Raw genomic sequence first — 23,861 nt, 5'->3', positions numbered from 1 at the left:
GGTGCGTTCGGGACGTTCGCGCGCGGCGCACAGTGCCGGCGCTTGTCGCACATCACACGAGGTCTTCCCGATGTCCGTAGCAAAGAACAGACTCGCTCACGCCGTTTGCCTGGCCATGGCGACGCTTCCCGTCACGCTCTACGCGCAGAGCGCTGCACCGGCGGCGCCCGCGTCCGGCGATGCGCCGGTGACCCTGGACAAGCTGACCGTCACCGGTTCGCTGGTGCGCCGCGTGGATGTGGAGACCGCCAGCCCGGTCGCCGTGGTCGATCGCCAGCAGATCCAGCAGAGCGGCAAGCAGACCCTGGGCGATCTGCTGCAGGCGCTGCCCGGCATCGCCGGCGCCGCGACCAACCCGCAGGTCAACAACGGCGGCGGCGACGGCGCCTCGACCATTTCGCTGCGCGGTCTCGGCGACGAGCGCACGCTGATCCTGATCGACGGCCACCGCATCCAGAACAACGACGTCAACTCGATCCCGGCCAACATGATCGACCACGTCGAAGTGTTGAAGGTCGGCGCCTCGGCGATGTACGGCTCCGACGCCATCGGCGGCGTGGTCAACTTCATCCTGCGCAAGAACTTCGAAGGCGGCGAAGTCTCCGCCAACTACGGCCAGACCAGCCGCGGCGACGGCGCGCGCCAGGGCGGCAGCTTCACCTTCGGCAAGACCTGGGACCGCGGCAACGTCGTGGTCGGCCTGGACTACAACAAGCAGAAGGACGTCTCCACCGCCAACCGCGCGTTCTCCAAGTACGCGATGTACCTGTCCAGCGGCAGTGTTTACAAGGGCGGTTCCGCGCGTACGCCGAGCGGCTACTACAAGCTGCCGGCGGCGACGCTGGCGGCCAACGGCTGCAAGCCCGATGGCGCGCTGACCGGCAATGGCAGCGGCGGCTACAAGTGCTACAGCTCTTCCACCGATTCCTACAACTACGAGGCGCAGAACCTGCTGCTGACCCCGCAGCAGCGGGTCGGCGGCTTCGTGCTCGGCAGCTTCAACATCACCGACTCGATGCAGGCGTATGTCAACGCCTATCACAACCACACCATGTCGAACTTTGCGATCGCGCCGCTGCCGCTCGACGCGCAGAACGACGGCATCACCATCGCCGCCAACAACCCGTACAACCCGTTCGGCGTGGAGTTCGGCCCCAACGGCTACGAGTATCAGACCCGCTTCACCTCGCTCGGCCAGCGCGAGGGCTTCTACGACACCGCCACCGATCAGGACGTGATCGGCCTGAAGGGCGGCATCGGCGATAGCAGCTGGGTATGGGATGCCAACTTCAACTACGGCCACTACCGCCAGCGCAACTGGAGCCACGGCTACGTCGATTACGCGGCGCTGCAGAACGCGATCAATGCGGGGCAGGTCAACATCCTGGACCAGACCAGCCCGACCACGGTCGCCTGGCTGCAGAGTAACGAGTCGATTCCGCGCCAGGAGACGACCACCATCATGCGGCAATGGGAAGCCAGCGCCAACGGCAGCCTGTGGGACATGCCGGCCGGTGCCGCGCAGCTGGCAGTCGGTGCGCTGTACCGTAAGGAGAGCCTGAGCTCCAGCGTGTCCGCCAACGCGCTGATCAACAGCGACAATACCTGCGCGGTCTCCTCCGAAGCCTGTGCCTCACCCCTGAGCGGCAGCTTCAACGTCAAGGAAGCCTATGCGCAGTTGTTCCTGCCGGTGCTGGAGCAATCCTCGCCGATCGGCGCGCTCAACCTGACCCTGAGTGATCGCTACTCCGACTACAGCAGCGTGCGCTCGGGCAACAACAGCGCTTCGTTCCAGGTGGAGTGGCGGCCGATCCACGACCTGATGGTGCGCGGCACCGCAGCGCAGGTATTCCGCGCGCCGACCATTACCGATATCTACCAGGGCCCGACCGCCGACGCGCCGAACTTCATCGATCCGTGCGTCGGCTACAGCGGCAGTGGCCATGCCAACGCCTGCGCCGGCGTGCCGGCGGGCTTCAGCGGCACGGGCCTGTCGCAGACCAATGCGATCAAGTCCGGCGCCACCTATGTCGGCTACCAGCTCAAGCCGGAGAAGGGCACCTCGTTCGACTACGGCCTGGTTTACAGCCCCGAGTACGTGCCGGGCCTGTCGGTCAACCTCGACTGGTGGAAGGTCAAGCTCGACGACCTGATCCAGCCGATCTCCGCGCAGACCGTGGCCGACCTCTGCTACAACGACAACAACAGCCCGTACTGCAGCTACATCCACCGCTATCCCGCCAGCAGCGTCAGCGCCGGCAACATCGACCACATCCAGACGCCGGTGGTCAATATCGGCAAGCTCAACACCCAGGGCATCGACCTGGGCGCGAGCTACGCGCTGCCCACCACCGACTACGGCAAGTTCACCGTGGCCGTGGACAGCACCTACCTGCACCGCTACGACATCGACACCGGGGACACGGTGGTGCACATGGCCGGCCGCTACAACTCGTCCTACGGCAACTACGCACACTGGCGCGCGCATGCCCTGGTCGGCTGGAAGCTGGGCAACTGGGACGCGAGCTGGACCACGCGCTGGATCGGCAAGATGCAGGTCGGCAGCGGCGACCTGAGCCAGAACATGTCCGCCGACGCCCAGTTCAAGGGCGTGGTGCTGGACTACGGCAGCTACATGTACCACAACCTGCAGGTGGGCTACGACATGGCCGGCGCCAACCTGCGCCTGGATCTGGGCGTGGACAACCTGACCAACAAGCAGCCGCCGATGATGTACCAGAACAACGTGTTGAACGCGAACACCGACGTGAGCACCTACGACACGCTCGGCCGCTACTACTGGATGCGGGCCACGTACAAGTTCTAACCGGTTGTTGCAGAGGCAATGGCGTCGGCGCTCCTTGATGGGGCGCCGATGCCAAATGTGGTGTATTTGTCAGCTTGGTACCTGTGAGGATTTCCCCGAAAATTTCTTCAATTTCAACGGCAAGGATTTAGCTCATGAAATTTGCATATGGTCTGCTGGGTGCAGTGCTGTCGGCCTCGTCCTTCGGGGCAAGTGCCACCGTCGTCACCGACAGGGTCGATGAGATATTCATTCAATGCGCCGACTGCGCAGTGGCGAAAAATACGGACGCCGTGCTGGGCTACGTGAAGATCGCGCTGAGCGCCTACGCATCCGCAGCAAGCAGTAACGGTTGGGGGCCGGTCAAGGTAGGCAATCAAGTCCAGGTCGAGAAGTACACGCAGACACCTGGCGGCTACCTCCTTGTCGATCACTACTACACGATCAAAAATCTTCCAGTCACTTCCTTCAATGACTTGATCGATGGAGGTGTCGAGCGGGATTCGGATGTCAGAGCCGTTCCTGCACGCGCGCAAGCGGAAGCTTCAATGAAAGGCGATGTTGCCAGCTTTGTCGAAAGCTTCTCCGACTCTGGCGGAGTAACAACGATTTATGGATTCTTCCCGCAGAATTGACCCGTATCGCGTCGCGCCACCCAACTGCCTGGGTGGCGCGGGGCAATGCCATCTCTGAAGACGCGGCTTGGCCTCACCAATTGGGTATGGCCACAGTTGACGCGTGGTATCGAGCCGGGCGTCTGCTGATCTTCCGCGCCCACGCTCGATGTTCCTGCACGCCGGCCTGCCACCGCGCAACGGCGACAAGTACATCCTGTCCACCTACCTGGAATTCACCGCCAAGCCGGCCTGACCCAAGGCGCCGTCACGGCATGATCGGCACGCATCGTCGCCGCACATCCCCAATCCCGAATCCCAATCCCGGTCGAAGCGCGCGCCACGACGATCAACCTGCACCATGCAGATGCTCGAACAGGATGGTGCTGCCGATCGCGATCAGCAGCGCGCCGCCGACGATCTCGGCGCGCTTGCCGGCGAGCGTGCCGAGCGCGCGGCCGAGCATGATGCCCAGGGTGACCATGGTCAGCGTGCATAGGCCGATGATCGCCGCGACCTCGACGATGTTCACGTCGAGGAAGGCCAGGCCGACGCCGACCGCCATCGCGTCGATGCTGGTGGCAAAGCCGGTGGCGGCCAGGTTCCAGAAGCCGTGGCGCTTGGGCGCGGCGTCCTCGGGCGCGTCGGTCTCCGGCTTGAGGCCGGCGACGATCATGTGCACGCCCAGCGCGCCGAGCAGGCCGAAGGCGATCCAGTGGTCGAAGGCGACCACATACTTGGCCGCGGCCTGGCCCAGCGCCCAGCCCAGCGCCGGGGTCAGCGCCTCGATGCAGCCGAAGATCAGGCCGGCGCGCAGCGCATCGGCCCAGCGCGGCCGCTGCATCGCCGCGCCCTTGCCGACCGCCGCGGCGAAGGCGTCGGTCGACATGGCGATGCCGAGCAGCAGAATCGAAAGAAACGACATGGGGAACCGTACCGGGACAGGCGACAACGACGAGCGCGCGCGCCCGGCCATCGCCTTGCGCACTCGCCGCTGGTCTCGCCAACCGAACTGGCTGCCCGTACCACGGCGCATCGGCCGAGTCTGTTGATACGGGCGCCGTCCGCACCGGGCGGACAGCAGGCTACTCCCCAAGGGGACGCGCAGTCTAACAGTCGCCAACTGCAGCGAACATCCCTGGAACGCACGCGAACCTGCAGCTTCTCTTCTTAGCATCGGCTATAGCGGCACGTGCTGGCGGGCATCCGTGCGGAACGCTGCGGCGGCGATCGTGCGGCGGCGATCGATGTTGTCGCTGCGGTCCTGTGCACGCTTGTCGTGCACGTCCGTCGCTGTGGCGAACGTCGCTTCTGCGCTGTCGGCATTCGCGCGCTGCGTGCCGGCGCCCACACCGCGCGCTGCGCTGCAGCGTGTTGCCGTCGCCGCGGCGCGACTACACTGGCCACGCTTCAGGTGCCTGGTCGTCGCAAGATGCGCCGGGTGAAACGGGAAGCCGGTCCGATGCCGGCGCTGCCCCCGCAACGGTAGGCGAGAACACCCGACAACAGACCACTGCGCAAGCGGGAAGGTGTCGGGGTAATGCGATCGCGCATTGCTCGCAAGCCCGGAGACCGGCCTGACGCGGACGTCCTGCGACGTTCTTTCTCGGGTGTTGCGGTGGGCAACCTGACGAGCCGAACGACGTCGGGGCCCTGCGCCGCGCGTTCGCTTGTCCTGTCCATCGCCGCCCGCCCGGTGGTGATGCGATGAGGAGACAGGACCCGTGAACCAGATGACCCGGACCCGCGCCGAGGTGGCGACCGTCAAGCTCTTGATCGACGGCGCGTTCGTCGAATCCAGCAGCAGCCAATGGCGCGAGGTGGTCGATCCGGCGACCCAGGACGTGCTCGCACGCGTGCCGTTCGCCACCGCCGCGGAAGTCGACGCCGCCGTGGCCGCTGCGCAACGCGCGTTCGCCAGCTGGCGCAAGACGCCGATCGGCGTCCGCGCGCGGATCTTCCTCACCTACCAGCAGCTGATCCGGGCGCACATGGGCGAGCTGGCGGCGATCCTCACCCGCGAGCAGGGCAAGACCCTGGCCGATGCGGAAGGCGATGTCTTCCGCGGCCTGGAAGTGGTGGAACAGGCCGCGGCGATCGGCAACCTGCAACTGGGCGAACTGGCCAACAACGTCGCCAACGGCGTGGATACCTACACGCTGCTGCAGCCGCTGGGCGTGTGCGCCGGCATCACCCCGTTCAACTTCCCGGCGATGATTCCGCTGTGGATGTTCCCGATGGCCATCGCCACCGGCAACACCTTCGTGCTCAAGCCGTCCGAGCAGGATCCGCTGGTGACCATGCGGCTGGTCGAACTGGCGCTGCAGGCGGGCGTGCCCAAGGGCGTGCTGAACGTCGTGCATGGCGGCGCCGAGGTGGTCGACGCGCTGTGCGATCACGCCGACATCAAGGCACTGTCGTTCGTCGGTTCGACCAAGGTCGGCACCCACGTGTACCAGCGCGCGGCGCTGGCCGGCAAACGCGTGCAATGCATGATGGGCGCCAAGAACCACGCGGTGGTGTTGCCGGATGCGCCGCGCGCGCAGACCCTCGACGCGCTGGTGGGCGCGGCCTTCGGCGCCGCCGGCCAGCGCTGCATGGCCGCCTCGACGGTGGTGCTGGTCGGCGCGGCGCAGCAGTGGATTCCTGACCTGGTGGCCAGGGCGCAGACGCTGAAGGTCAACGCCGGCAGCGAGCCCGGCACCGACCTGGGACCGGTGATCTCGCGCAGCGCGCGCGAGCGCATCGAAGCGCTGATCGCCACCGGCATCGCCGAGGGCGCGACGCTGGAACTGGACGGGCGCAACCCGACGGTGCCCGGTTTCGCGCACGGCAACTTCGTCGGCCCGACGATCTTCTCCGGGGTCGTGCCGGGCATGCGCATCTACGACGAAGAGATCTTCGGCCCGGTGCTGGTGATCCTGGAGGCGGCGACGCTGGAGGAGGCGATCGCCCTGGTCAACGCCAATCCGAACGGCAACGGCACGGCGCTGTTCACCCAATCCGGCGCCGCCGCACGCAAATTCCAGGAGGAGATCGACGTCGGCCAGGTCGGCATCAACGTGCCGATTCCGGTGCCGGTGCCGCTGTTCTCGTTCACCGGGTCGCGCGCCTCCAAGCTCGGCGACCTCGGTCCCTACGGCAAGCAGGCGGTGCAGTTCTACACGCAGACCAAGACCGTCACCGCGCGCTGGTTCGACGACGCCGGCGCCGGCCAGGGCGTCAACACCACGATCCGCCTGTCATGACCGCCGCGGCGATGCAGTGGCCGCTGGAGCCGCCGGCCGATGCCGGCCTGGACGAGGCCCAGCGCGCCTATCGCGAGGCCGCGCGCGGCTTCGCCCAGGCCGAACTGGCGCCGCACGCGGCGCGCTGGGACGCGGAGGGGATCTTCCCGCGCGAGGCGATCGGCCAGGCCGGCGAACTCGGTTTCTGCGGCCTGTACGTGGACGAGGACGCCGGCGGCAGCGGACTGTCGCGCCTGGATGCGGCGATCGTGTTCGAGGAGCTGGCCGCGGTCGATCCGTCCACCGCCGCCTTCATCAGCATCCACAACATGGCCACCTGGATGCTGACCCGTTTCGCCACGCCGGCGGTGCGCAAGGACTGGGGCGCGGCGCTGGCCAGCGGCCGCAAGCTCGCCTCGTACTGCCTGACCGAACCGGGCGCCGGTTCCGACGCGGCCGCGCTGAAGACCCGCGCGGTGCGCGACGGCGACGGCTACCGCATCGACGGCAGCAAGGCCTTCATTTCCGGCGCCGGCGCGACCGACATGCTGGTGGTGATGGCGCGTACCGGCGAGGACGGCGCGCGCGGCATCAGCGCCTTCGCGGTGCCGGCCGATGCGGCGGGAATCGCCTACGGCCGCAACGAGGACAAGCTGGGCTGGCACAGCCAGCCGACCCGCGCGGTGAGCTTCGATGGCGTGCGCGTGCCGCTGGCGCATCGCCTGGGCGAGGAGGGCGAGGGCTTCCGCATCGCGATGCGCGGCCTCGACGGCGGCCGCCTCAACATCGCCGCGTGCTCGCTGGGCGCGGGGCAGGGCGCGCTGGATGCGGCACGGCGCTATCTGGGCGAGCGCCGCCAGTTCGGCAAGAAGCTCGCCGAGTTCCAGGCCCTGCAGTTCACCCTGGCCGACATGGCCACGCAACTGGTCGCCGCGCGGCAGATGGTGCACACCGCCGCGCGCAAGCTCGATGCCGGCGCGCGCGATGCGACGGTGTGGTGCGCGATGGCCAAGCGCTTCGCCACCGATGCGGGCTTTTCGATCTGCAACGACGCGCTGCAGCTGCACGGCGGCTACGGCTACATCCGCGAGTATCCGGTCGAACGCCTGCTGCGCGACAGCCGCGTGCACCAGATCCTGGAGGGCACCAACGAAATCATGCGCGTGATCGTCGCGCGCCACCTGCTGAACACCGAAGAGGAACTGCGATGAGCGTTGCCGACACCTCCTACCGCAACCGGGACTGGACCGGGCTGGGCCTGCAGATCGACGGCCACACCGCCGTGGTCACCCTGTCCAATCCGCCGGCCAACACCTGGACCGTGCACAGCCTGCGCGCGCTGGGCGAACTGGTCGGCGCGCTGGACGCGGATCGCGAGATCTATGCGCTGGTGCTCGTCGGCGCCGGCGAGAAGTTCTTCAGCGCCGGTGCCGACCTCAATCAGTTCGCGGACGGCGACAAGGCGCTGGCGCGCGAGGCGGCGCGGCGCTTCGGCGAGGCCTTCGAGGCGCTGAGCGGATTCCGCGGCGTCAGCATCGCCGCGATCAACGGCTATGCGATGGGCGGCGGGCTCGAAGCGGCCTTGGCCTGCGATCTGCGCATCGCCGAGGCGCAGGCGCAGATGGCCCTGCCCGAGGCGACGGTGGGCCTGCTGCCCTGCGCCGGCGGCACCCAGAACCTGCCGCGGCTGGTCGGCGAGGGCTGGGCCAAGCGCATGATCCTGCTCGGCGAACGCGTCGATGCCGAGACCGCGCTGCGGATCGGCCTGGTCGAGGAGGTGGTGCCGACCGGGCAGGCGCAGGCGCGCGCGCTGGAATGGGCGGCCAAGGCGGCGCGGCAGAGTCCGATCAGCGTGGCCGCGGCCAAGCGCCTGGTGCAGGCCACCCGCACGCAGTCGCATGCGAGCGCATTGGTCAGCGAACGCGAGGCGTTCGTGGACCTGTTCGACAGCGCCGACCAGGCCGAGGGCGTCAACGCCTTCCTCGGCAAGCGTGCGCCGGTATGGAGCAACGCGTGAGCGCCTCCGCTGCCGAGGATGCCGCGGTGCTGTTCGAGACGCGCGCCGGGGGCGACGGCCGCCGCATCGGGATCGCCACGCTCAATGCGCCGCGCACCCTCAACGGGCTGTCGCTGGAGATGGCACGTCTGCTGGATGCGCAACTGACGCGGTGGGCGCAGGACCCGACAGTGGCGCTGGTGGTGCTGCAGGGCGCGGGCGAGAAGGCGTTCTGCGCCGGCGGCGACCTGCATGGGCTGTATCGCGGGATGCGCGAGCGCGCCACCGAAGGCGCCGCCCTGCACGTGGACCCGCGCGGAGATGCGCATGCCGAGGCCTTCTTCGAAACCGAGTACCGTCTCGACTACCGCATCCACACTTTCCCCAAGCCGGTGCTGTGCTGGGGCCACGGCATCGTGATGGGCGGCGGGATCGGGCTGATGGCGGGCGCCAGCCACCGCGTGGTCGGCGAACGGTCCCGGCTCGCCTTCCCCGAGATTACGGTCGGCCTGTTTCCCGACGTCGGCGGCAGTTGGCTGCTGTCGCGGGTGCCGGCGCAGGCGGGCCTGTTCCTGGCCCTGACCGGCGCGCCGCTGGGCGCCGGCGATGCGATCTACGCCGGCCTGGCCGATGTGCACGTGCCGGAGGCCGCGCGCGCGGAGGTGCTGGCCGCCCTGCAGGAGACGCCTTGGCCGGCCGCCGCGCAGGACACGGCGCGCGCGCTGGACGCGCTGCTGGCCCGCTTCGCCACGCCGGCGCCGGCCGGTCCGTTGCAGCGGCACGCCGCGGCGATCGCCGATGCCTGCGCGCATCCCACGCTGGACGCGGTGGTGGCGGCGATCGCCGGCCTCGATGCCGCCGATCCGTGGATCGCGACCGCGCAGGCCACGCTCGCCGCCGGCGCGCCTGGCTCGGCACGGCTGGCCTTCGCGCTGCAGCAGCGCGCCGCATCGCTGTCGCTGGCCGAGGTGTTCCGGCTGGAGTACACCGTCGCCTTGCACTGCGCCGCGCATGGCGATTTCGCCGAAGGCATCCGCGCGCTGCTGATCGACAAGGACCGCGCTCCGCGCTGGCAGCCGGCCACGCTCGACGCCGCGTCCGCGGCGTGGGCGCACGACTTCTTCCACGCGCCGTGGCCGGCGCAGGCCCACCCCCTGGCCGATCTCGGCCGTCACACGGAGACCAGCGCATGAGCCGGATCGCCTTCATCGGCCTGGGCAACATGGGCGGCCCGATGGCCGTCAACCTGGTCAGGGCCGGGCACGTGGTGCGCGTGTTCGACCTCAACCCCGCCGCCCTCGCGGCCGCCGCCGCCGCCGGCGCGCACGCGGCCGACAGCGCGGTGGCCGCGGTCGCCGAGGCCGAGGTGGTGATCTCGATGCTGCCGGCCAGCCGCCACGTCGAAGCCCTGTTCCTCGGTGCGAAGGGACTGCTCGCGCACATTCCCGCGGGCGCCCTGCTCATCGACAGCAGCACGATTGCGCCCGCCTCGGCGCGCACGCTGGCCGCCGCGGCAGTGGCGCGCGGCCTGCAGCCGCTGGATGCGCCGGTGTCCGGCGGTACCGCCGGCGCCGCCGCGGGCACCTTGACCTTCATCGTCGGCGGCGCGGCCGCCACCCTGGAGCGCGCGCGGCCGGTTCTGGAGGCGATGGGCCGCAACATCTTCCACATGGGCGAGGCCGGTGCCGGGCAGGTTGCCAAGCTCTGCAACAACATGGCGCTGGGGGTGATCATGGCCGCGACCGCCGAAGCGCTGGCGCTGGGCGCGGCGCATGGGCTGGACCCGGCGGCGCTGTCGCGGATGATGGCGGTCAGCACCGGCCGCAGCTGGGCCACCGAGGTCTGCAACCCATGGCCGGGCGTGCTGGAGCAGGCGCCGGCCTCGCGCGGCTACAGCGGCGGCTTCGGCAGCGACCTGATGCTCAAGGACCTGGGCCTGGCGGCGGAAGCGGCGATGGCCACCGGCGCGGCGATCCCGCTCGGCGAACTGGCGCGCAACCTGTACGCGCTGAACCGCCGCCAGGGCCGCGGCGGCCTGGATTTCTCCAGCGTCGTCCAGCTGCTCGCGGAGGCGCCATGAGCACTGTCCGCGAGCGCCTGACACTGCCCGGCGGCAGTGGACGCCTGCTGCTGCACTCGTGCTGCGCGCCGTGCTCGGGCGAGCTGATGGAATCGTTCGTCGAGTCCGGCATCGACTACACGGTGTTCTTCTACAACCCCAACATCCACCCGGCCCGGGAATACGAGCTGCGCAAGCAGGAGAACATCCGCTTCGCCGAGCAACATGGCGTGCCCTTCGTCGATGCCGACTACGACACCGACAACTGGTTCGCGCGCGCCCGGGGCATGGAGAACGCCCCCGAGCGCGGCATCCGCTGCACCATGTGCTTCGACATGCGCTTCGAGCGCACTGCGCTGTATGCGCACGAGCACGGCTATGCGGTGATGACCAGTTCGCTGGGCATCTCGCGCTGGAAGGACATGCGCCAGATCACCGACAGCGGCATCCGCGCGGCCGCCCCGTACCCGGACCTGACCTACTGGGACTACAACTGGCGCAAGCACGGCGGCGCCGCGCGCATGGTCGAGATCAGCAAGCGCGAGCGCTTCTACCAGCAGGAGTACTGCGGTTGCGTGTATTCGCTGCGCGACACCAATCGCCACCGCCGCGCGCAGGGCCGCGAGCGGATCAAGCTCGGCGTGCTGTTCTACGGCGACGAGGGCGGGACATCGGACTGAGCGTGGCGTGCAGGCCGGGGCGTGCGCGCTTCCGGCGGCTCAATCCTCTTCCGGCGGCAGCACGATGGCGTCGCTGTCGATGGCCAGCTTGCCGGCCAGCAGCACCGCCTGGGTGCGGTTGGTGACGCCGAGCTTGCGCAGGATCGCGGTGACGTGCGCCTTGATCGTGGCCTCGGACACGCCCAGGTCGTAGGCGATCTGCTTGTTGAGGCTGCCGGCGCCGAGCATCTGCAGCACCCGGAACTGCTGCGGGGTCAGTTCGCGCAGGCGCTGGCCGACCTCGCGCTCGGCGCGGTCGGTGGGCGGCACGTTGTGCGCTTCCGGCGGCGCCCAGTGCTCGCCGTCCAGCACCGTGCCCAGGGCCAGGCCGATGGTGTCCGAATCGGCCGACTTGGGAATGAAGCCGAACGCGCCGTGGTCCAGCGCGCGCCGCATCACCGTCGGCTCCTCGCGCGCGGACACCACCACCACCGGCAACTGCGGATGCAGCGCGCGCATGTGCACCAACGCGCTGAAGCCCTGCGCGCCGGGCATGTTGAGATCCATCAGCAGCAGATCGGCATCGGCATGGCGCTCGGCCAGCGCGTACAGCGCCTCGACACTGTCGGCCTCGTACAACTGCACCCCGGGCATCACCCGCTGCACCGCCCCGCGCAGCGCCTCGCGGAACAGGGGATGGTCGTCGGCGATCAGCAGGGTGGGCATGGGGCGGAGATTCGGGATTGGGGATTGGGGATTCGTAGAGCAACAGCAACAGCGGAGCGTGACGTCGCCAGGAGATCGGACACAGACCGGGGACCGCTTTGACGAATCCCCAATCCCGACTCCCGAATCCCGGCGCGCGTCAGCGCGCCAGCCGTTCGTTCACCAACGAATCCACCACCGACGGATCGGCCAGGGTCGAGGTGTCGCCGAGTTGGTCGGGGGCGTTCTCGGCGATCTTGCGCAGGATGCGGCGCATGATCTTGCCCGAGCGGGTCTTGGGCAGGCCGGGCGCCCACTGCAGGTGGTCGGGGGCGGCGATCGGGCCGATCTCCTTGCGGACCCAGGCCACCAGTTCCTTGTGCAGGGCCTCGCTCGGCTGCTCTTCGGCGACCAGGGTCACGTAGGCGTAGATGCCCTGGCCCTTGATGTCGTGCGGGAAGCCGACCACCGCCGCTTCGGCGACCTTGGGGTGGGCCACCAGCGCGCTCTCCACCTCGGCGGTGCCGATGCGGTGGCCGGAGACGTTGATGACGTCGTCGACGCGGCCGGTGATCCAGTAGTAGCCGTCGGCGTCGCGGCGGCAGCCGTCGCCGGTGAAGTAGCTGCCAGGGTAGGTGCGGAAGTAGGTATCGATGAAACGCTGGTGGTCGCCGTAGACGGTGCGCATCTGCCCCGGCCAGGAATCGCGCAGCACCAGGTTGCCCTCGGTGGCGCCTTCCAGAACCTCGCCGTCGGCGCTGACCAGCGCCGGCTGCACGCCGAAGAACGGCAGCGTGGCCGAGCCGGGCTTGAGGTCGATGGCGCCAGCCAGCGGGGTGATCAGGATGCCGCCGGTCTCGGTCTGCCACCAGGTGTCCACGATCGGGCAGCGGCCGTCGCCGACCACGTCGTAGTACCAGCGCCAGGCTTCGGGATTGATCGGCTCGCCGACGCTGCCGAGCAGGCGCAGACTCGTGCGCGCGGTCTTCTTCACCGGCGCCTCGCCCTCGCGCATCAGCGCGCGGATCGCGGTCGGGGCGGTGTAGAAGATCGTCACCTGGTGCTTGTCGATGACCTCCCAGAAGCGCGACACGCTCGGGTAGTTCGGCACGCCTTCGAACATCAGCGCGGTGGCGCCGTTGGCCAGCGGTCCGTAGACGATGTAGCTGTGGCCGGTGACCCAGCCGACGTCGGCGGTGCACCAGTAGATGTCGTCCTCGCGCAGGTCGAACACGGTCTCGTGGGTGTAGGCCGCATACAGCAGGTAGCCGGCGGTGGTGTGCAGCACGCCCTTGGGCTTGCCGGTGGAGCCGGAGGTGTAGAGGATGAACAGCGGGTCCTCGGCGTTCATGCGCTCTGGTTCGCATTCGGCCGGCTGGCTGTCGACCACGTCGTGGAACCAGCGGTCGCGCGGGGCCTGCATGTCCACCGCGCCGCCGGTGTGGCGCACCACCAGCACGGTTTCCACGCTGGTGGTGCCGGGCAGCTTCAGCGCCGCATCCACGTTGGCCTTGAGCGGGATCTTCTTGCCCCCGCGCAGGCCTTCGTCGGCGGTGATGATCAGCTTGCTGCCGCAGTCGATCACCCGGTCGGCGATCGAGTTGGGCGCAAAGCCGCCGAACACCACCGAGTGGATCGCGCCGATGCGCGCGCAGGCCAGCATCGCCACCGCCGCGTCGGGGATCATCGGCAGGTAGATGGTGACGCGGTCGCCCTTCTGCACGCCCAGCGCGCGCAGCGCGTTGCCGAGCCGGCACACGCGCTCGTACAGCTCGCGATAGGTGACGCGGTAGGACGGGGCGTCCGGGCTGTCCGGCTCGAACAGCAGCGCGGTCTTGTCGCCGCGGGTGGCCAGTTGCCGGTCCAGGCAGTTGACGCTGGCGTTGAGTTCGCCGTCGTCGAACCAGCGGATGTGGAAGTCGTCCAGGGCGAAGCTGACGTCCTTGATCCGGGTCGGCTTCTTGAACCAGTCCAGGCGCTCGGCCACCTTGCCCCAGAACGCCTCCGGCTGTTCCACCGATGCCTTGTACTGGGCCTGGTACTGGGTCTTGTCGACCCGCGCACGGGCGGCGAATTGCGGATCGACGGGATAGAGATCGGCCATGGTTCCCTCTGCAATGAACGGGGCGCCGCATGCGGCGGCGCGTCAACGCGCAGTGTGCCGCATCCGGCGTTAAGCGCACACGCGTCGGGCCTTAGACGATGGTCGTAACTCAGCCGACGTTCGACTAATGGCCAATAGGCGCGGCCGGCGCGCTCGCGCACGCTGGGCTACGGCCGTGCGCATGCGTGCGGCCATCCATTATTCGGGAGGGAGTAATGAGCAACCGCATCGCATCCTTGGCGCGCCGCCCGTTGGCGGCCGCGCTCTTGGTGGCCCTGGTCGCGCCCGGCGCGGCCTTCGCCCAAGGCAAACCCTCGGCGCGCGAACAGGCGCTGGAGACCCGCGTGGCCGAGCTGGAGCGGCAGGTGCAGCAACTGCTGTCCGCGCAGCAACAGCAGCAGGGGCAGATCACGCAGACCCAGACCGAGGTCGCCGCGGTCCGCTCGAGCCAGGCCGCGCCGCCGCCGGCCCCACCGGCCCCGCCGGCCGGCAAGGCGCCGATCCAGGTCACCACCATCACCCCGGGCGCGGCGCCCGGCACCACGTTCAAGGTCGGCGGCTTCATCAAGGCCGACTTCCTGGCCACCCGCACCGGCGACGGCCAGCTCGCCGACGATGCCACCGGCCGCGCGCTGTACCTGCCCGGGCAGACCCCGGTGGGCGGCGCCAAGTCCGGCACCGACTACAACGCCCACGCCAAGTTCTCGCGGATCAACTTCGGCGTGGACAGCGTCACCGAGGGCGGCAACAAGGCCGGGGCGCTGGTGGAACTGGATTTCTTCGGCAATTCATTGGGTACCCAGACCGCCACCAATACCTACGGCGCCACCCTGCGCCACGCCTACATGTACTGGAACCACTGGCTGGCCGGCCAGACCTGGTCCAACTTCATGGACCCGGCGGCGCTGCCGGAAGCGGCCGATTTCATCGGCCCCACCGACGGCGTGGTGTTCGTGCGCCAGGCGCAGCTGCGCTACACCAACGGCGGTTTCAGCATCGCCCTGGAGAACCCGGAAACCACCCTGTACACGCGCAGCGCGGCCGGCGTGGTCAGCACCGCCAGTTCCGACCGCGGCGCGCTGCCGGACCTGACCGTGCGCTACGGCTGGAAGGGCGACTGGGGCAGCTTCGGCGTCGCCGGCGTGGTCGGCCAGCAGAAGGTCGACAACCGCGCCACCGGCGCCGACGCCAGCAAGGCCTCCGGCGGCCTGACCCTGGGCGGCAAGTGGGTGGCCAGCGACAGCGACAGCCTGTTCTACCAGCTCACCCGCGGCGAAGGCATCGGCCGCTACATCGGCCTGGGCATCGCCCAGAACGCGGTGTACGACGCGGCCGACCGCGACCTGGACACGGTCGGGGTGGTCGCCGGCTACGTCGGCTGGCGCCACGCGTTCTCGCCCAAGCTGCGCACCAACCTGATCTACGCGCGCAGCGACTACGACAACGACACCGCGCGCACCGGCCTGGGCGTGACCAAAAGCGTGCAGAGCATCCGCGGCAACGTCTTCTACTCGCCGTTGCCCAAGGTCGATATCGGCGCCGAGCTGATGTACGGCAAGCGCGAGATCGAAAGCGGCGCCAAGGGCGACATCACCCGCCTGCAGTTCACCACCAAGTACAGCTTCTGATCCGCGCTGCGGTCACTACCCCGGAGGCACCACATGACCCTCTCCAACGACGCGCTGATCGCCAAGATCGACGCCAATCCGAAGTACCACGCGCTCAAGCGCCAGCGCAACGCGCTGGGCTGGACGCTGACCATCCTGATGCTGCTGGCCTACTACGGCTTCATCGGCCTGATCGCCTTCGACAAGGCGTTCCTGGCCCAGCCGATGGGCAGCGGCGTCACCACCATCGGCATTCCGATCGCGATCGGGGTGATGGTCTTCACCATCGCCATCACCGCCATCTACGTGCGCCGCGCCAACACCGTGTACGACCAGCTGACCGCCGAGATCCTCGAGGACGCCCGCCAATGAGCAAGCACCTGCGCTTCCTTCTGCTGTTGCTGGCCGCGCTGCTGCCAGCCGGCGCGGCCCTGGCCGCCGGCGGCGATGTCGGCCAGACCGACAAGCAGCCGACCAACTGGGTGGCGATCGCGATGTTCGCCTTCTTCGTCGCCGGCACCCTGTGGATCACCAAATGGGCGGCGAAGAAGACCCGCTCGGCGTCGGACTTCTATACCGCCGGCGGCGGCATCACCGGCTTCCAGAACGGCCTGGCGATCGCCGGCGACTACATGTCGGCGGCCTCGTTCCTGGGCATCACCGCAGCGGTGATGACCAATGGCTACGACGGCCTGATCTACGCGATCGGCTTTCTGGTCGGCTGGCCGATCCTGACCTTCCTGATGGCCGAGCGCCTGCGCAACCTCGGCAAGTACACCTTCGCCGACGTGGCCGGCTACCGCTTCGCACCGACCGCGATCCGGACTTTCGCCGCCTCCGGCACGCTGGTGGTGGTGCTGTTCTACCTGATCGCGCAGATGGTCGGCGCCGGCGCCCTGATCAAGCTGCTATTCGGCCTGGACTACTGGGTGGCGGTGAGCCTGGTCGGCGTGCTGATGATGGTCTACGTGCTGTTCGGCGGCATGACCGCCACCACCTGGGTGCAGATCATCAAGGCGGTGCTGCTGCTGACCGGCGTGACCTTCATGGCCGTGGCGATCATGTGGCACTTCAACTTCAGCTTCGAGGCGCTGTTCGCCGAGGGCGTGCGGGTGAAGACCGCGGTGGCGGCCAACGGCGGCGCCTCGCCGGAAGAGGCGGCCAGCGCCGGCCTGTCGATCATGGGCCCGGGCGGCTTCGTCAAGGATCCGATCTCGGCGATCTCCTTCGGCATGGCGCTGATGTTCGGCACCGCCGGCCTGCCGCACATCCTGATGCGCTTCTTCACCGTCCCCGACGCCAAGCAGGCGCGCAAGTCGGTGCTGTGGGCCACCACCTGGATCGGCTACTTCTACATCCTGATCTTCATCATCGGCTTCGGCGCCATCGCCCTGGTGCTGACCAACCCGCAGTTCGCCGACGTCGCCACCGGCACCATCCACGGCGGCAAGGGCGCGGCCAACATGGCGGCGGTGCTGGTCGGCAACGCGGTGGGCGGCAACGTGTTCATGGGCTTCATCTCGGCGGTGGCCTTCGCCACCATCCTGGCGGTGGTCGCCGGCCTGACCCTGTCCGGCGCCTCGGCGGTGTCCCACGACCTGTACGCCACGGTGATCAAGAAGGGCAATCCGGCCCCCGGCTCGGAGCTGAAGGTATCGCGCGTCACCACCATCGCCCTGGGCGTGATCGCGGTGCTGCTGGGCATCGTGTTCGAGAAGCAGAACGTGGCCTTCATGGTGTCGCTGGCCTTCGCCATCGCCGCCTCGGCCAACTTCCCGGTGCTGATCCTGTCCTTGCTGTGGAAGAACTGCACCACCCGCGGCGCGGTGATCGGCGGCTTCCTGGGCCTGATCTCCTCGCTGGTGCTGACCGTGCTGTCGCCGTCGGTGTGGGTGGACACGCTGGGCAACCCGACCGGCTCGGCGCCGTTCCCGTACACCTCGCCGGCGCTGTTCTCGGTGACCATCGGCTTCGTCGGCATCTGGCTGTTCTCGGTGCTGGACCGCAGCGCGCAGGCCGGCAAGGAACGCGCCGCGTTCAAGGCGCAGCAGATCCGCGCCGAGACCGGGCTGGGCGCCTCGCGCGGGTCGGCGCACTGAGCCCACGCACCTGGCAGGACGCGGCAACCGCCGCAGGCGACGCCGGCCCTTGGGCCGGCGTCGTCGTCTGGGCGGTGATGCGGCGCTACCATGGCCGCCCGTCGCTTTGGCCGCCCCACCGCATGCGCTACCGCTGGATCCTGTTCGACGCCGACGACACCCTGTTCCACTTCGACGCCTTCGCCGGCCTGCAGCGCATGTTCGCCGGCTACGGCGTGCAGTTCGGCGAAGCGGAGTACGCCGCCTACACCGCCTGCAACCGGCCGCTGTGGGTGCAGTACCAGAACGGCGCGATCACCGCGCTGCAATTGCAGCAGCGCCGCTTCGCCGACTGGGCGCAGCGCCTGCAGACCGCGCCGGAGACCTTGAATGCGGCGTTCCTGGCGGCGATGGCCGAACTGTGCGCGCCGCTGGACGGGGCGGTGGACTTGCTCGACGCCCTGCGCGGACACGCCCGCCTGGGGCTGGTCACCAACGGCTTCGGCGCGCTGCAGACCGCGCGCCTGCAGCGCACCGGCCTGCACGACCGCTTCGAGGTGATCGCGATTTCCGAGGTGGTGGGCGTGGCCAAGCCGCACCCGGGGATCTTCGCGTACGCGCTGGGGCAGCTGGGCGATCCGCCGCCGGCGCAGGTGCTGATGGTCGGCGACAACCCGCAGGCGGACATCGCCGGCGGCCTGGCCGCGGGCCTGCACACCTGCTGGTTCAATGCGCATGGCGCCGCCGCGCCGGACGGCATCGTGCCGCATCACGAAGTCGCCTCGCTGGCGCAGCTACAGGCGTGGTTGCTGGAAGAACCTACAAACCGGGCGGATGCGCGCGAGCGCCTTGCGTGTATCGGGTCGGGGCTGAAGTCCCCCCCACAACGAGAACCGCACCAGCATCGCGGGCCGAAGCAAAGCACACGGTAGGAGCGGCTTCAGCCGCGAATGGCTCCACCGGGAACGGCTGTCGCGGCTGAAGCCGCTCCTACGGAGATGCGGGCGTTCGGTTGACGCGCGGCAAAAGCTGCTGCCTGGAGGCTTCCTTCCGTCCTGACGCCCGGTCGCCGGGCTCCCGGCAGGCAACGCAACCGCCGTCGTATAGTGCGCCCATGCCGACCTCCGTTGCCGATGCCGCTTCCGCCGACACGCCGCTGGCGGCCTTGCCTGTCACCCTGCAGCGCCTGCGCGCGGCCTGGCAATCGGCCAAGCCGGCGCGCACGCAGCGCCGCGAGGATCTGCTGCGGTTGCGCGCGGCGCTGAAGCGGCGGCTGCCGGAGATGGCCGATGCCATCGCCGCCGATTTCGGCCACCGCTCGCGCCACGAATCGCTGCTGGCCGATGGCATGACCGTGCTTGGCGAGATCGATCACCTGCTGCGCCACCTTACGCGTTGGATGCGCCCGCAGCGGGTCGGCGCCGGCTGGCGGCTGTGGCCGGCGCGGGCGGAAGTGCGGCCGGTGCCGGTCGGCGTGGTCGGGGTGATCGCGCCCTGGAACTACCCGGTCAACCTGGCGCTGATCCCGCTGGCCACCGCCATCGCCGCCGGCAACCACGTCTATCTCAAACCCTCCGAACACACCCCACGCAGCGCGCAATTCCTGCAGTCGCTGCTGGCCGAAGTGTTCCCGCCGCAGCGGGTGGCGGTGGCGCTGGGCGGGGCCGAGGTGGCGTCCGCGTTCGCCGCGCTGCCGCTGGACCACCTGGTGTTCACCGGCTCCACCGCGGTGGGGCGCAAGGTGATGGCCGCCGCCGCGCCCAACCTGACCCCGCTGACCCTGGAACTGGGCGGCAAGTCGCCGGCCATCGTCTGCGCCGACTACCCGCTGGAACAGGCCGCCGCGCGCCTGGCCACCGGCAAGTGGTTCAACGCCGGGCAGACCTGCATCGCCCCGGACTACGTGCTGGTCGACGCTGGCCGCGAGGCGGCGCTGGTGCAGGCGCTGCGTGCGCAGGTGCTGGCGCGCTACGGCGATTTCGCCAGTGCCGAGGACTACACCCGCATCGTCAACGACGGCCAGTACCGGCGCCTGCGCGGCTATCTGGACGATGCCCGTGCGCGCGGCCTGGAGGTCATCGAACTGGCCACGGTGGAGCGCGAACGCGCCGAGCGCGAGCGGCTGATCGTGCCGACCGTGGTGTTGCAGCCGGGCGACGACGCAGTGCTGATGCAGGAGGAGATCTTCGGCCCGATCCTGCCGGTGCGCAGCTACCGCTCGCTGGATGCGGCCATCGCCGAGATCAACAGCCGCGACCGGCCGCTGGCGCTGTATCCCTTCAGCCACGACCGCGCGCGCATCGAGAGCATCCTGCATGCCACCGTCGCCGGCGGCGTCACCGTCAACGACAGCCTGCTGCACTTCGCCGCCAACGCGCTGCCGTTCGGCGGCATCGGCCCCAGCGGCATGGGTGCCTACCACGGCCGCGCCGGCTTCGACGCCTTCAGCAAGGCCCTGCCGATCCTGTGGCAGGCACGCCGCGCCGGCAGCGACCTGCTGAAGCCGCCGTACGCGCGGATCGCGCGCATGCTTTCGTTCCTGGTGCGGTGAGCGGGGCGTCGCGGGGGGGCCAGATGCGGGTGCATGGCGTCGCGATAGGGCACCTGCGTGTAGGAGCGGCTTCAGCCGCGACGAGGCGTTACCGGTAAGCGTCGCGGCTGAAGCCGCTCCTACAAGAGATGTGTGCACTAGAAGCCTGCTTCAGCCGCGACCGGCGAAGCCCAGTCCCGATCCCGCCGGTGCACGCGTCGGTCGGCGCTCACAGATGTGGTCCGACAGCCCCGCCACCGGGGCGCACCGCAAACCCAGACGGTACCAAAGCGCGGCGCAGTCCACAGTCCATCACCGGGTCGCGCTCCGGAAATAAATAATTCACAGTAAGTTATTAGGTTCTCGCCCGACGCCGCCGCCGATCACGGTGGCTCAGGCTCCTGCGCGAGATGTCCGTGCGGAGCGCACCACACGAGCTGCCGCCATGCGTCGACCTGACCGGCGCTCGTCCCCCCGTGTCTCCCCCTTTCCTTCAGAACCGGACGCAGCCCAATGAAGATCGCATTCGTTCCCTCACCCCTGGCACGCGCCTGCCGCGCGCTCGCCGCCCTGGCGGTGCTGGCCGTCGTGCCGCAGCTGGCCATGGCCAACTGCAACGACACCGTCGGCACCAAGATGAGCAACATCCTGTTCGCCGACAGCAGCGGCGACACCATGGTGCTGGCCCACCGCGGCCTGTGGGGCAAGTACGGCAACTTCCCCGACATGCCGGAAAACTCGCGTGGCGCGCTGCAGCTGGCCAACGACCAGTGCATGGACGGCGTGGAACTGGACATCAAGATGACCAGCGACGGCGTGCCGGTGGTGCTGCACGACTGGAATCTGGGCCGGACCACCAACGTCTGGACCAGCCGTGCCGGCGAGACCAAGTACGACCCGATGAGCAACCAGGGCTACAACCCGTCGATCACGGTGACGCCGTGGTCGGTGGTGAGCGGCCTGTTCCTGCTGACGCCCGACCGCCGCACCACCACCGGCTACCACGTGCCGCGCGTGGACGAGCTGTTCTCCTACTTCAAGCAGCACGGGCTGAAGACCCCGATCGTGTTCGACATCAAGACCGCCGATGCGGTCCGTGCGGTGTCGCGTGCGGCCGATGCGGCGTTCTCGGCGGCCTCGCCCAGCTTCGTCGCGGCCAAGGTCAACGCCACCCTGTACCCGAGCCGCTCGGCGTTCCGTGCCGACGGCAGCAGCATGGTCGGCATCCCGGTGTTCACCACCAACATGCTGACCAAGATCAACGTCAACAATGCCGTCTCGGCCTGGCTGGACACCAAGCAGGCGATGGAGATCAACGTCAAGCAGGTCGGCGGCCTGTTGCAGGACGAGGCCGACCGCGTGCGCGAGCGCGGCGTGCGCGTGGGCGTGTTCCAGGCGATTCCGGACAGCCCGCGCGCCGGGGAGTTCTACCAGAACAGCGGCGCCTGCTGCTATCGGCTGTCGGACCTGTACTTCTCCTATTCCGGCGGCCGCGACACCGCCGACAACCGTGGCGATCTCAACTTCATCGTCAACCAGGAGGCGTTCAGCCTGATCACCACCGACGATCCGAAGGCGGCGATCGCCTACCTCAAGGCGCGCGACAAGCACGACTGAGTCCTGGTACGTCCTGGCGGCCGGCCCTGCGGTCGGCCGCCTTCTGCGGCCGCGGCGCTCCGGCACCGCGCGCCGCCCCTTCCCGGAGAAGCGCATGTCCCTTCCTTTCGCCAAGTCCGCCTTCGTCAAGTCCGCCGCACTGGCCGCCTGCGCGCTGAGCGCCGTCGCCGCGCTGGCCGCACCCGTCGCCGAACGCGGTGCCACCGATCCGGTGGTCCTGCGCGTGGGCGCACAGCAGTTCACCGCCAGCGAGTACCGCGCGCTGGTCGGCAGTGACGTCCGCAGCGTCGCCAAGATCGACGACCCGTCCATCGTGCGCCGCTTCGCCGATCGCGCCATCCTGCTGGAGCAGGCCAGGCAGCAGCATCTGCAGGACGATCCCGTGGTGGCCGCGCGCCTGCGCCAGGCCGCCGACGCGATCCTGGCCGAGGCGGCGAAGGCGCGGCTCGGGACCGATGTGCAGATCGACGAGGCGAGGCTGCGCCAGCACTTCGCCGCGCATCCGGACGACTACACCGAATACCATCTGCGCCACCTGTTCGTCGCGCTGCGCCCGCAGGGCGGACCGCGTGCCGGGCAAACGCTGAGCGAGGCGCAGGCGCTGCAGCGCGCCGAGGCGCTCAAGCGTCAGCTCGACGGCGGCGCCGACTTCGCCACGCTGGCGAAGCGCGAATCCGACGACGCCGCCAGCGCCGGCGAGGGCGGACAGCTGTCGCCCACCTTCGGCCGCTACCTGGCCGATGCCTTCGTCGCGCCGATCCGCCAGCTTGCGGTAGATCACGTGTCTGCGCCGGTACGCGGCCCCGATGGCTATCACCTGATCCGCCTGGATGCGAAGACCGATGCGACGTTCGAGACGGCGCGCGGGCAGATCGCCCTGCAATTGCGCGAGCAGGCCGCCGACGACGCCATGCAGCGGCTGCGCGCGGCGCAGCCGATCGCCTTCGACCGCGCGGCCTACGCGGCCGCGGCGCAGTGAGCATGGCGGGGTCGCGGCGCCGCCTGCTCTGGCTCGGCGGCGCGGCCGTGGCGGCGATGGCGCTCGTGGCCACGCGAACGCCATCGGCGGCAGTGCCCGCCGCGCCCGCGCGCGCGGCGGCGCAGGCGCCCTCGCCAAGACGGCCAGCGTTGAGCACGCCGACGCCCTCCGCGTCCGCCGGCACCGCGCCCGACGCGACAGCGGCGCCCGCGACCAGCGAGGCGCAACGCCTGTACGCCACCGCGATGCTGGCGCTGGATTGCCGGCAACGCGCACTGGCATCGTCCAGTCCGGTCGTGCTGCCGGGCGCGGACAAGGACGACCCTGCGACCGTCGCCGCGCGCCGCGTCGCCGAACAACGCCGGCGCGCGGCCTGCCGCGACGGCGCCCAGCTCGACGCCGCACAGATCGAGGCGATGCTGCACAGCGCGGCCGCGCGCGGCGATGCCGATGCGCAGCGCTACCTCCTGACCCGGCGCGTGGCGCAGGTGGTGGCACGGGCTGGCGCCACCGACGCGGACGGGCAACGCACGCCGCTGTCGGCCGCCGACGAGCGCGACGCCGAGGATGTGGTGACGCAACTGGAAGACCGCGCGCTGCATGGCGACCGCGCGTCCATCGACGCGCTGGCGCAGCTGCTGCGCGCGCCCTGGCTGGCCGTGGCCGACCCGCCGTATGCCGCGGCCTGGCAACTGGCCGCGCGGCAGGTGCCGGAGCGGCCGTTCCCGCCGCCGGAACAGGCGCTCGGCGCCGAGGAACTGCTCGACGGCTTGAACGAGGCGCAGCGCCAGCAGGCGCTGAGCCTGGCGCCGGCGTTGTTCGCGCAGTGCTGCGCGCGGCGCTGAATGGCCCGGTGCCCCGGGGTTTGGCCGCTGCGGCG

At 69.5% G+C, this 23,861-nt stretch carries 21 protein-coding genes and 1 riboswitch; of the genes, 17 read left to right on the top strand and 4 right to left on the bottom strand.

All coding sequences use genetic code 11. The annotated features are described in order from the left end of the window. The first annotated feature begins 115 nt into the window (after positions 1–115). The 3 genes from NUG21_RS20565 to NUG21_RS20555 all read left to right on the top strand — a co-directional run bounded on the left by NUG21_RS20565 (position 116) and on the right by NUG21_RS20555 (position 3,676). Positions 116–2,827 (top strand): TonB-dependent receptor, encoded by a 2,712-nt coding sequence (locus NUG21_RS20565; protein WP_263391883.1) that lies wholly within the window; start codon positions 116–118, stop codon positions 2,825–2,827. Positions 2,828–2,961: 134 nt separating this feature from the next. Then, the gene (locus tag NUG21_RS20560; RefSeq protein WP_019796313.1) at positions 2,962–3,441 is read left to right on the top strand and encodes a hypothetical protein; all 480 of its coding nucleotides are present in this window, start codon (positions 2,962–2,964) and stop codon (positions 3,439–3,441) included. A gap of 103 nt (positions 3,442–3,544) precedes the next feature. Continuing rightward, on the top strand, positions 3,545–3,676 hold the full coding sequence (locus NUG21_RS20555; RefSeq protein WP_263391882.1) for a hypothetical protein: 132 nt from the start codon (positions 3,545–3,547) through the stop codon (positions 3,674–3,676). Between the two features lie 93 nt (positions 3,677–3,769). On the opposite strand, the gene NUG21_RS20550 is transcribed toward NUG21_RS20555, so the two are convergent. Both NUG21_RS20550 and NUG21_RS20545 read right to left on the bottom strand, forming a co-directional pair. Next, a complete protein-coding gene (locus NUG21_RS20550; protein ID WP_242082790.1) occupies positions 3,770–4,345 on the bottom strand; it encodes a manganese efflux pump MntP in 576 nt (191 codons plus the stop codon). A gap of 255 nt (positions 4,346–4,600) precedes the next feature. Further along, complete coding sequence (locus NUG21_RS20545) at positions 4,601–4,771, bottom strand: hypothetical protein (RefSeq protein WP_019797656.1); 171 nt, start codon at positions 4,769–4,771, stop codon at positions 4,601–4,603. Positions 4,772–4,815: 44 nt separating this feature from the next. Next, a riboswitch (cobalamin riboswitch) is annotated at positions 4,816–5,016 on the top strand. Positions 5,017–5,153: 137 nt separating this feature from the next. Between NUG21_RS20545 and NUG21_RS20540 the strand changes: the two genes are divergently transcribed. Genes NUG21_RS20540 through NUG21_RS20515 form a run of 6 tightly spaced genes read left to right on the top strand, consistent with a single transcriptional unit; the run spans position 5,154 to position 11,382 of the window. Next, complete coding sequence (locus tag NUG21_RS20540; RefSeq protein ID WP_263393134.1) at positions 5,154–6,668, top strand: CoA-acylating methylmalonate-semialdehyde dehydrogenase; 1,515 nt, start codon at positions 5,154–5,156, stop codon at positions 6,666–6,668. Positions 6,669–6,679: 11 nt separating this feature from the next. Next, positions 6,680–7,858 (top strand): acyl-CoA dehydrogenase family protein, encoded by a 1,179-nt coding sequence (locus NUG21_RS20535; protein ID WP_263393133.1) that lies wholly within the window; start codon positions 6,680–6,682, stop codon positions 7,856–7,858. Then, positions 7,855–8,664, top strand: coding sequence for an enoyl-CoA hydratase (locus NUG21_RS20530; RefSeq protein ID WP_242082792.1), 810 nt, complete (start codon positions 7,855–7,857; stop codon positions 8,662–8,664). Before NUG21_RS20535 ends, NUG21_RS20530 begins: the two co-directional genes overlap by 4 nt. Then, the gene (locus NUG21_RS20525) at positions 8,649–9,836 is read left to right on the top strand and encodes an enoyl-CoA hydratase/isomerase family protein (RefSeq protein WP_263391881.1); all 1,188 of its coding nucleotides are present in this window, start codon (positions 8,649–8,651) and stop codon (positions 9,834–9,836) included. Before NUG21_RS20530 ends, NUG21_RS20525 begins: the two co-directional genes overlap by 16 nt. Beyond that, on the top strand, positions 9,833–10,723 hold the full coding sequence (gene mmsB, locus NUG21_RS20520) for a 3-hydroxyisobutyrate dehydrogenase (protein ID WP_263391880.1): 891 nt from the start codon (positions 9,833–9,835) through the stop codon (positions 10,721–10,723). The genes NUG21_RS20525 and mmsB overlap by 4 nt, the downstream gene beginning before the upstream one ends. Beyond that, a complete protein-coding gene (locus tag NUG21_RS20515; protein ID WP_019797712.1) occupies positions 10,720–11,382 on the top strand; it encodes an epoxyqueuosine reductase QueH in 663 nt (220 codons plus the stop codon). Before mmsB ends, NUG21_RS20515 begins: the two co-directional genes overlap by 4 nt. Before the next feature lie 39 nt (positions 11,383–11,421). On the opposite strand, the gene NUG21_RS20510 is transcribed toward NUG21_RS20515, so the two are convergent. Both NUG21_RS20510 and acs read right to left on the bottom strand, forming a co-directional pair. After that, positions 11,422–12,087, bottom strand: a complete 666-nt coding sequence (locus tag NUG21_RS20510; RefSeq protein ID WP_019797713.1) for a response regulator transcription factor — start codon at positions 12,085–12,087, stop codon at positions 11,422–11,424. A gap of 139 nt (positions 12,088–12,226) precedes the next feature. Next, the gene (gene acs / locus NUG21_RS20505; RefSeq protein WP_263391879.1) at positions 12,227–14,170 is read right to left on the bottom strand and encodes an acetate--CoA ligase; all 1,944 of its coding nucleotides are present in this window, start codon (positions 14,168–14,170) and stop codon (positions 12,227–12,229) included. A 215-nt stretch (positions 14,171–14,385) separates the two neighbouring features. On the opposite strand from acs, the gene NUG21_RS20500 reads away from it, so the two are divergent. The 8 genes from NUG21_RS20500 to NUG21_RS20465 all read left to right on the top strand — a co-directional run bounded on the left by NUG21_RS20500 (position 14,386) and on the right by NUG21_RS20465 (position 23,826). Then, the gene (locus tag NUG21_RS20500) at positions 14,386–15,798 is read left to right on the top strand and encodes a DcaP family trimeric outer membrane transporter (protein WP_263391878.1); all 1,413 of its coding nucleotides are present in this window, start codon (positions 14,386–14,388) and stop codon (positions 15,796–15,798) included. A gap of 33 nt (positions 15,799–15,831) precedes the next feature. Then, the gene (locus tag NUG21_RS20495; RefSeq protein ID WP_019797327.1) at positions 15,832–16,149 is read left to right on the top strand and encodes a DUF485 domain-containing protein; all 318 of its coding nucleotides are present in this window, start codon (positions 15,832–15,834) and stop codon (positions 16,147–16,149) included. Beyond that, complete coding sequence (locus NUG21_RS20490; RefSeq protein ID WP_263391877.1) at positions 16,146–17,876, top strand: cation acetate symporter; 1,731 nt, start codon at positions 16,146–16,148, stop codon at positions 17,874–17,876. The genes NUG21_RS20495 and NUG21_RS20490 overlap by 4 nt, the downstream gene beginning before the upstream one ends. A 122-nt stretch (positions 17,877–17,998) precedes the next feature. Next, on the top strand, positions 17,999–18,787 hold the full coding sequence (gene yjjG / locus NUG21_RS20485) for a pyrimidine 5'-nucleotidase (protein ID WP_263391876.1): 789 nt from the start codon (positions 17,999–18,001) through the stop codon (positions 18,785–18,787). Between the two features lie 182 nt (positions 18,788–18,969). Beyond that, the gene (locus NUG21_RS20480; RefSeq protein WP_263391875.1) at positions 18,970–20,406 is read left to right on the top strand and encodes a coniferyl aldehyde dehydrogenase; all 1,437 of its coding nucleotides are present in this window, start codon (positions 18,970–18,972) and stop codon (positions 20,404–20,406) included. A 582-nt stretch (positions 20,407–20,988) separates the two neighbouring features. Then, positions 20,989–22,002 (top strand): glycerophosphodiester phosphodiesterase family protein, encoded by a 1,014-nt coding sequence (locus NUG21_RS20475; protein ID WP_263393132.1) that lies wholly within the window; start codon positions 20,989–20,991, stop codon positions 22,000–22,002. Positions 22,003–22,096: 94 nt separating this feature from the next. Further along, complete coding sequence (locus NUG21_RS20470; protein WP_263391874.1) at positions 22,097–22,981, top strand: peptidylprolyl isomerase; 885 nt, start codon at positions 22,097–22,099, stop codon at positions 22,979–22,981. 149 nt (positions 22,982–23,130) lie between these two features. Next, positions 23,131–23,826, top strand: a complete 696-nt coding sequence (locus NUG21_RS20465) for a hypothetical protein (protein WP_263391873.1) — start codon at positions 23,131–23,133, stop codon at positions 23,824–23,826. The last annotated feature ends 35 nt before the right edge of the window (positions 23,827–23,861 follow it).

This window comes from Xanthomonas sp. CFBP 8445 (assembly GCF_025666235.1).
GTDB lineage: Bacteria > Pseudomonadota > Gammaproteobacteria > Xanthomonadales > Xanthomonadaceae > Xanthomonas_A > Xanthomonas_A indica.
The sequence above is the reverse complement of the archived record's forward strand: the minus strand, read 5'-3'. Positions and strand labels throughout refer to the sequence as shown.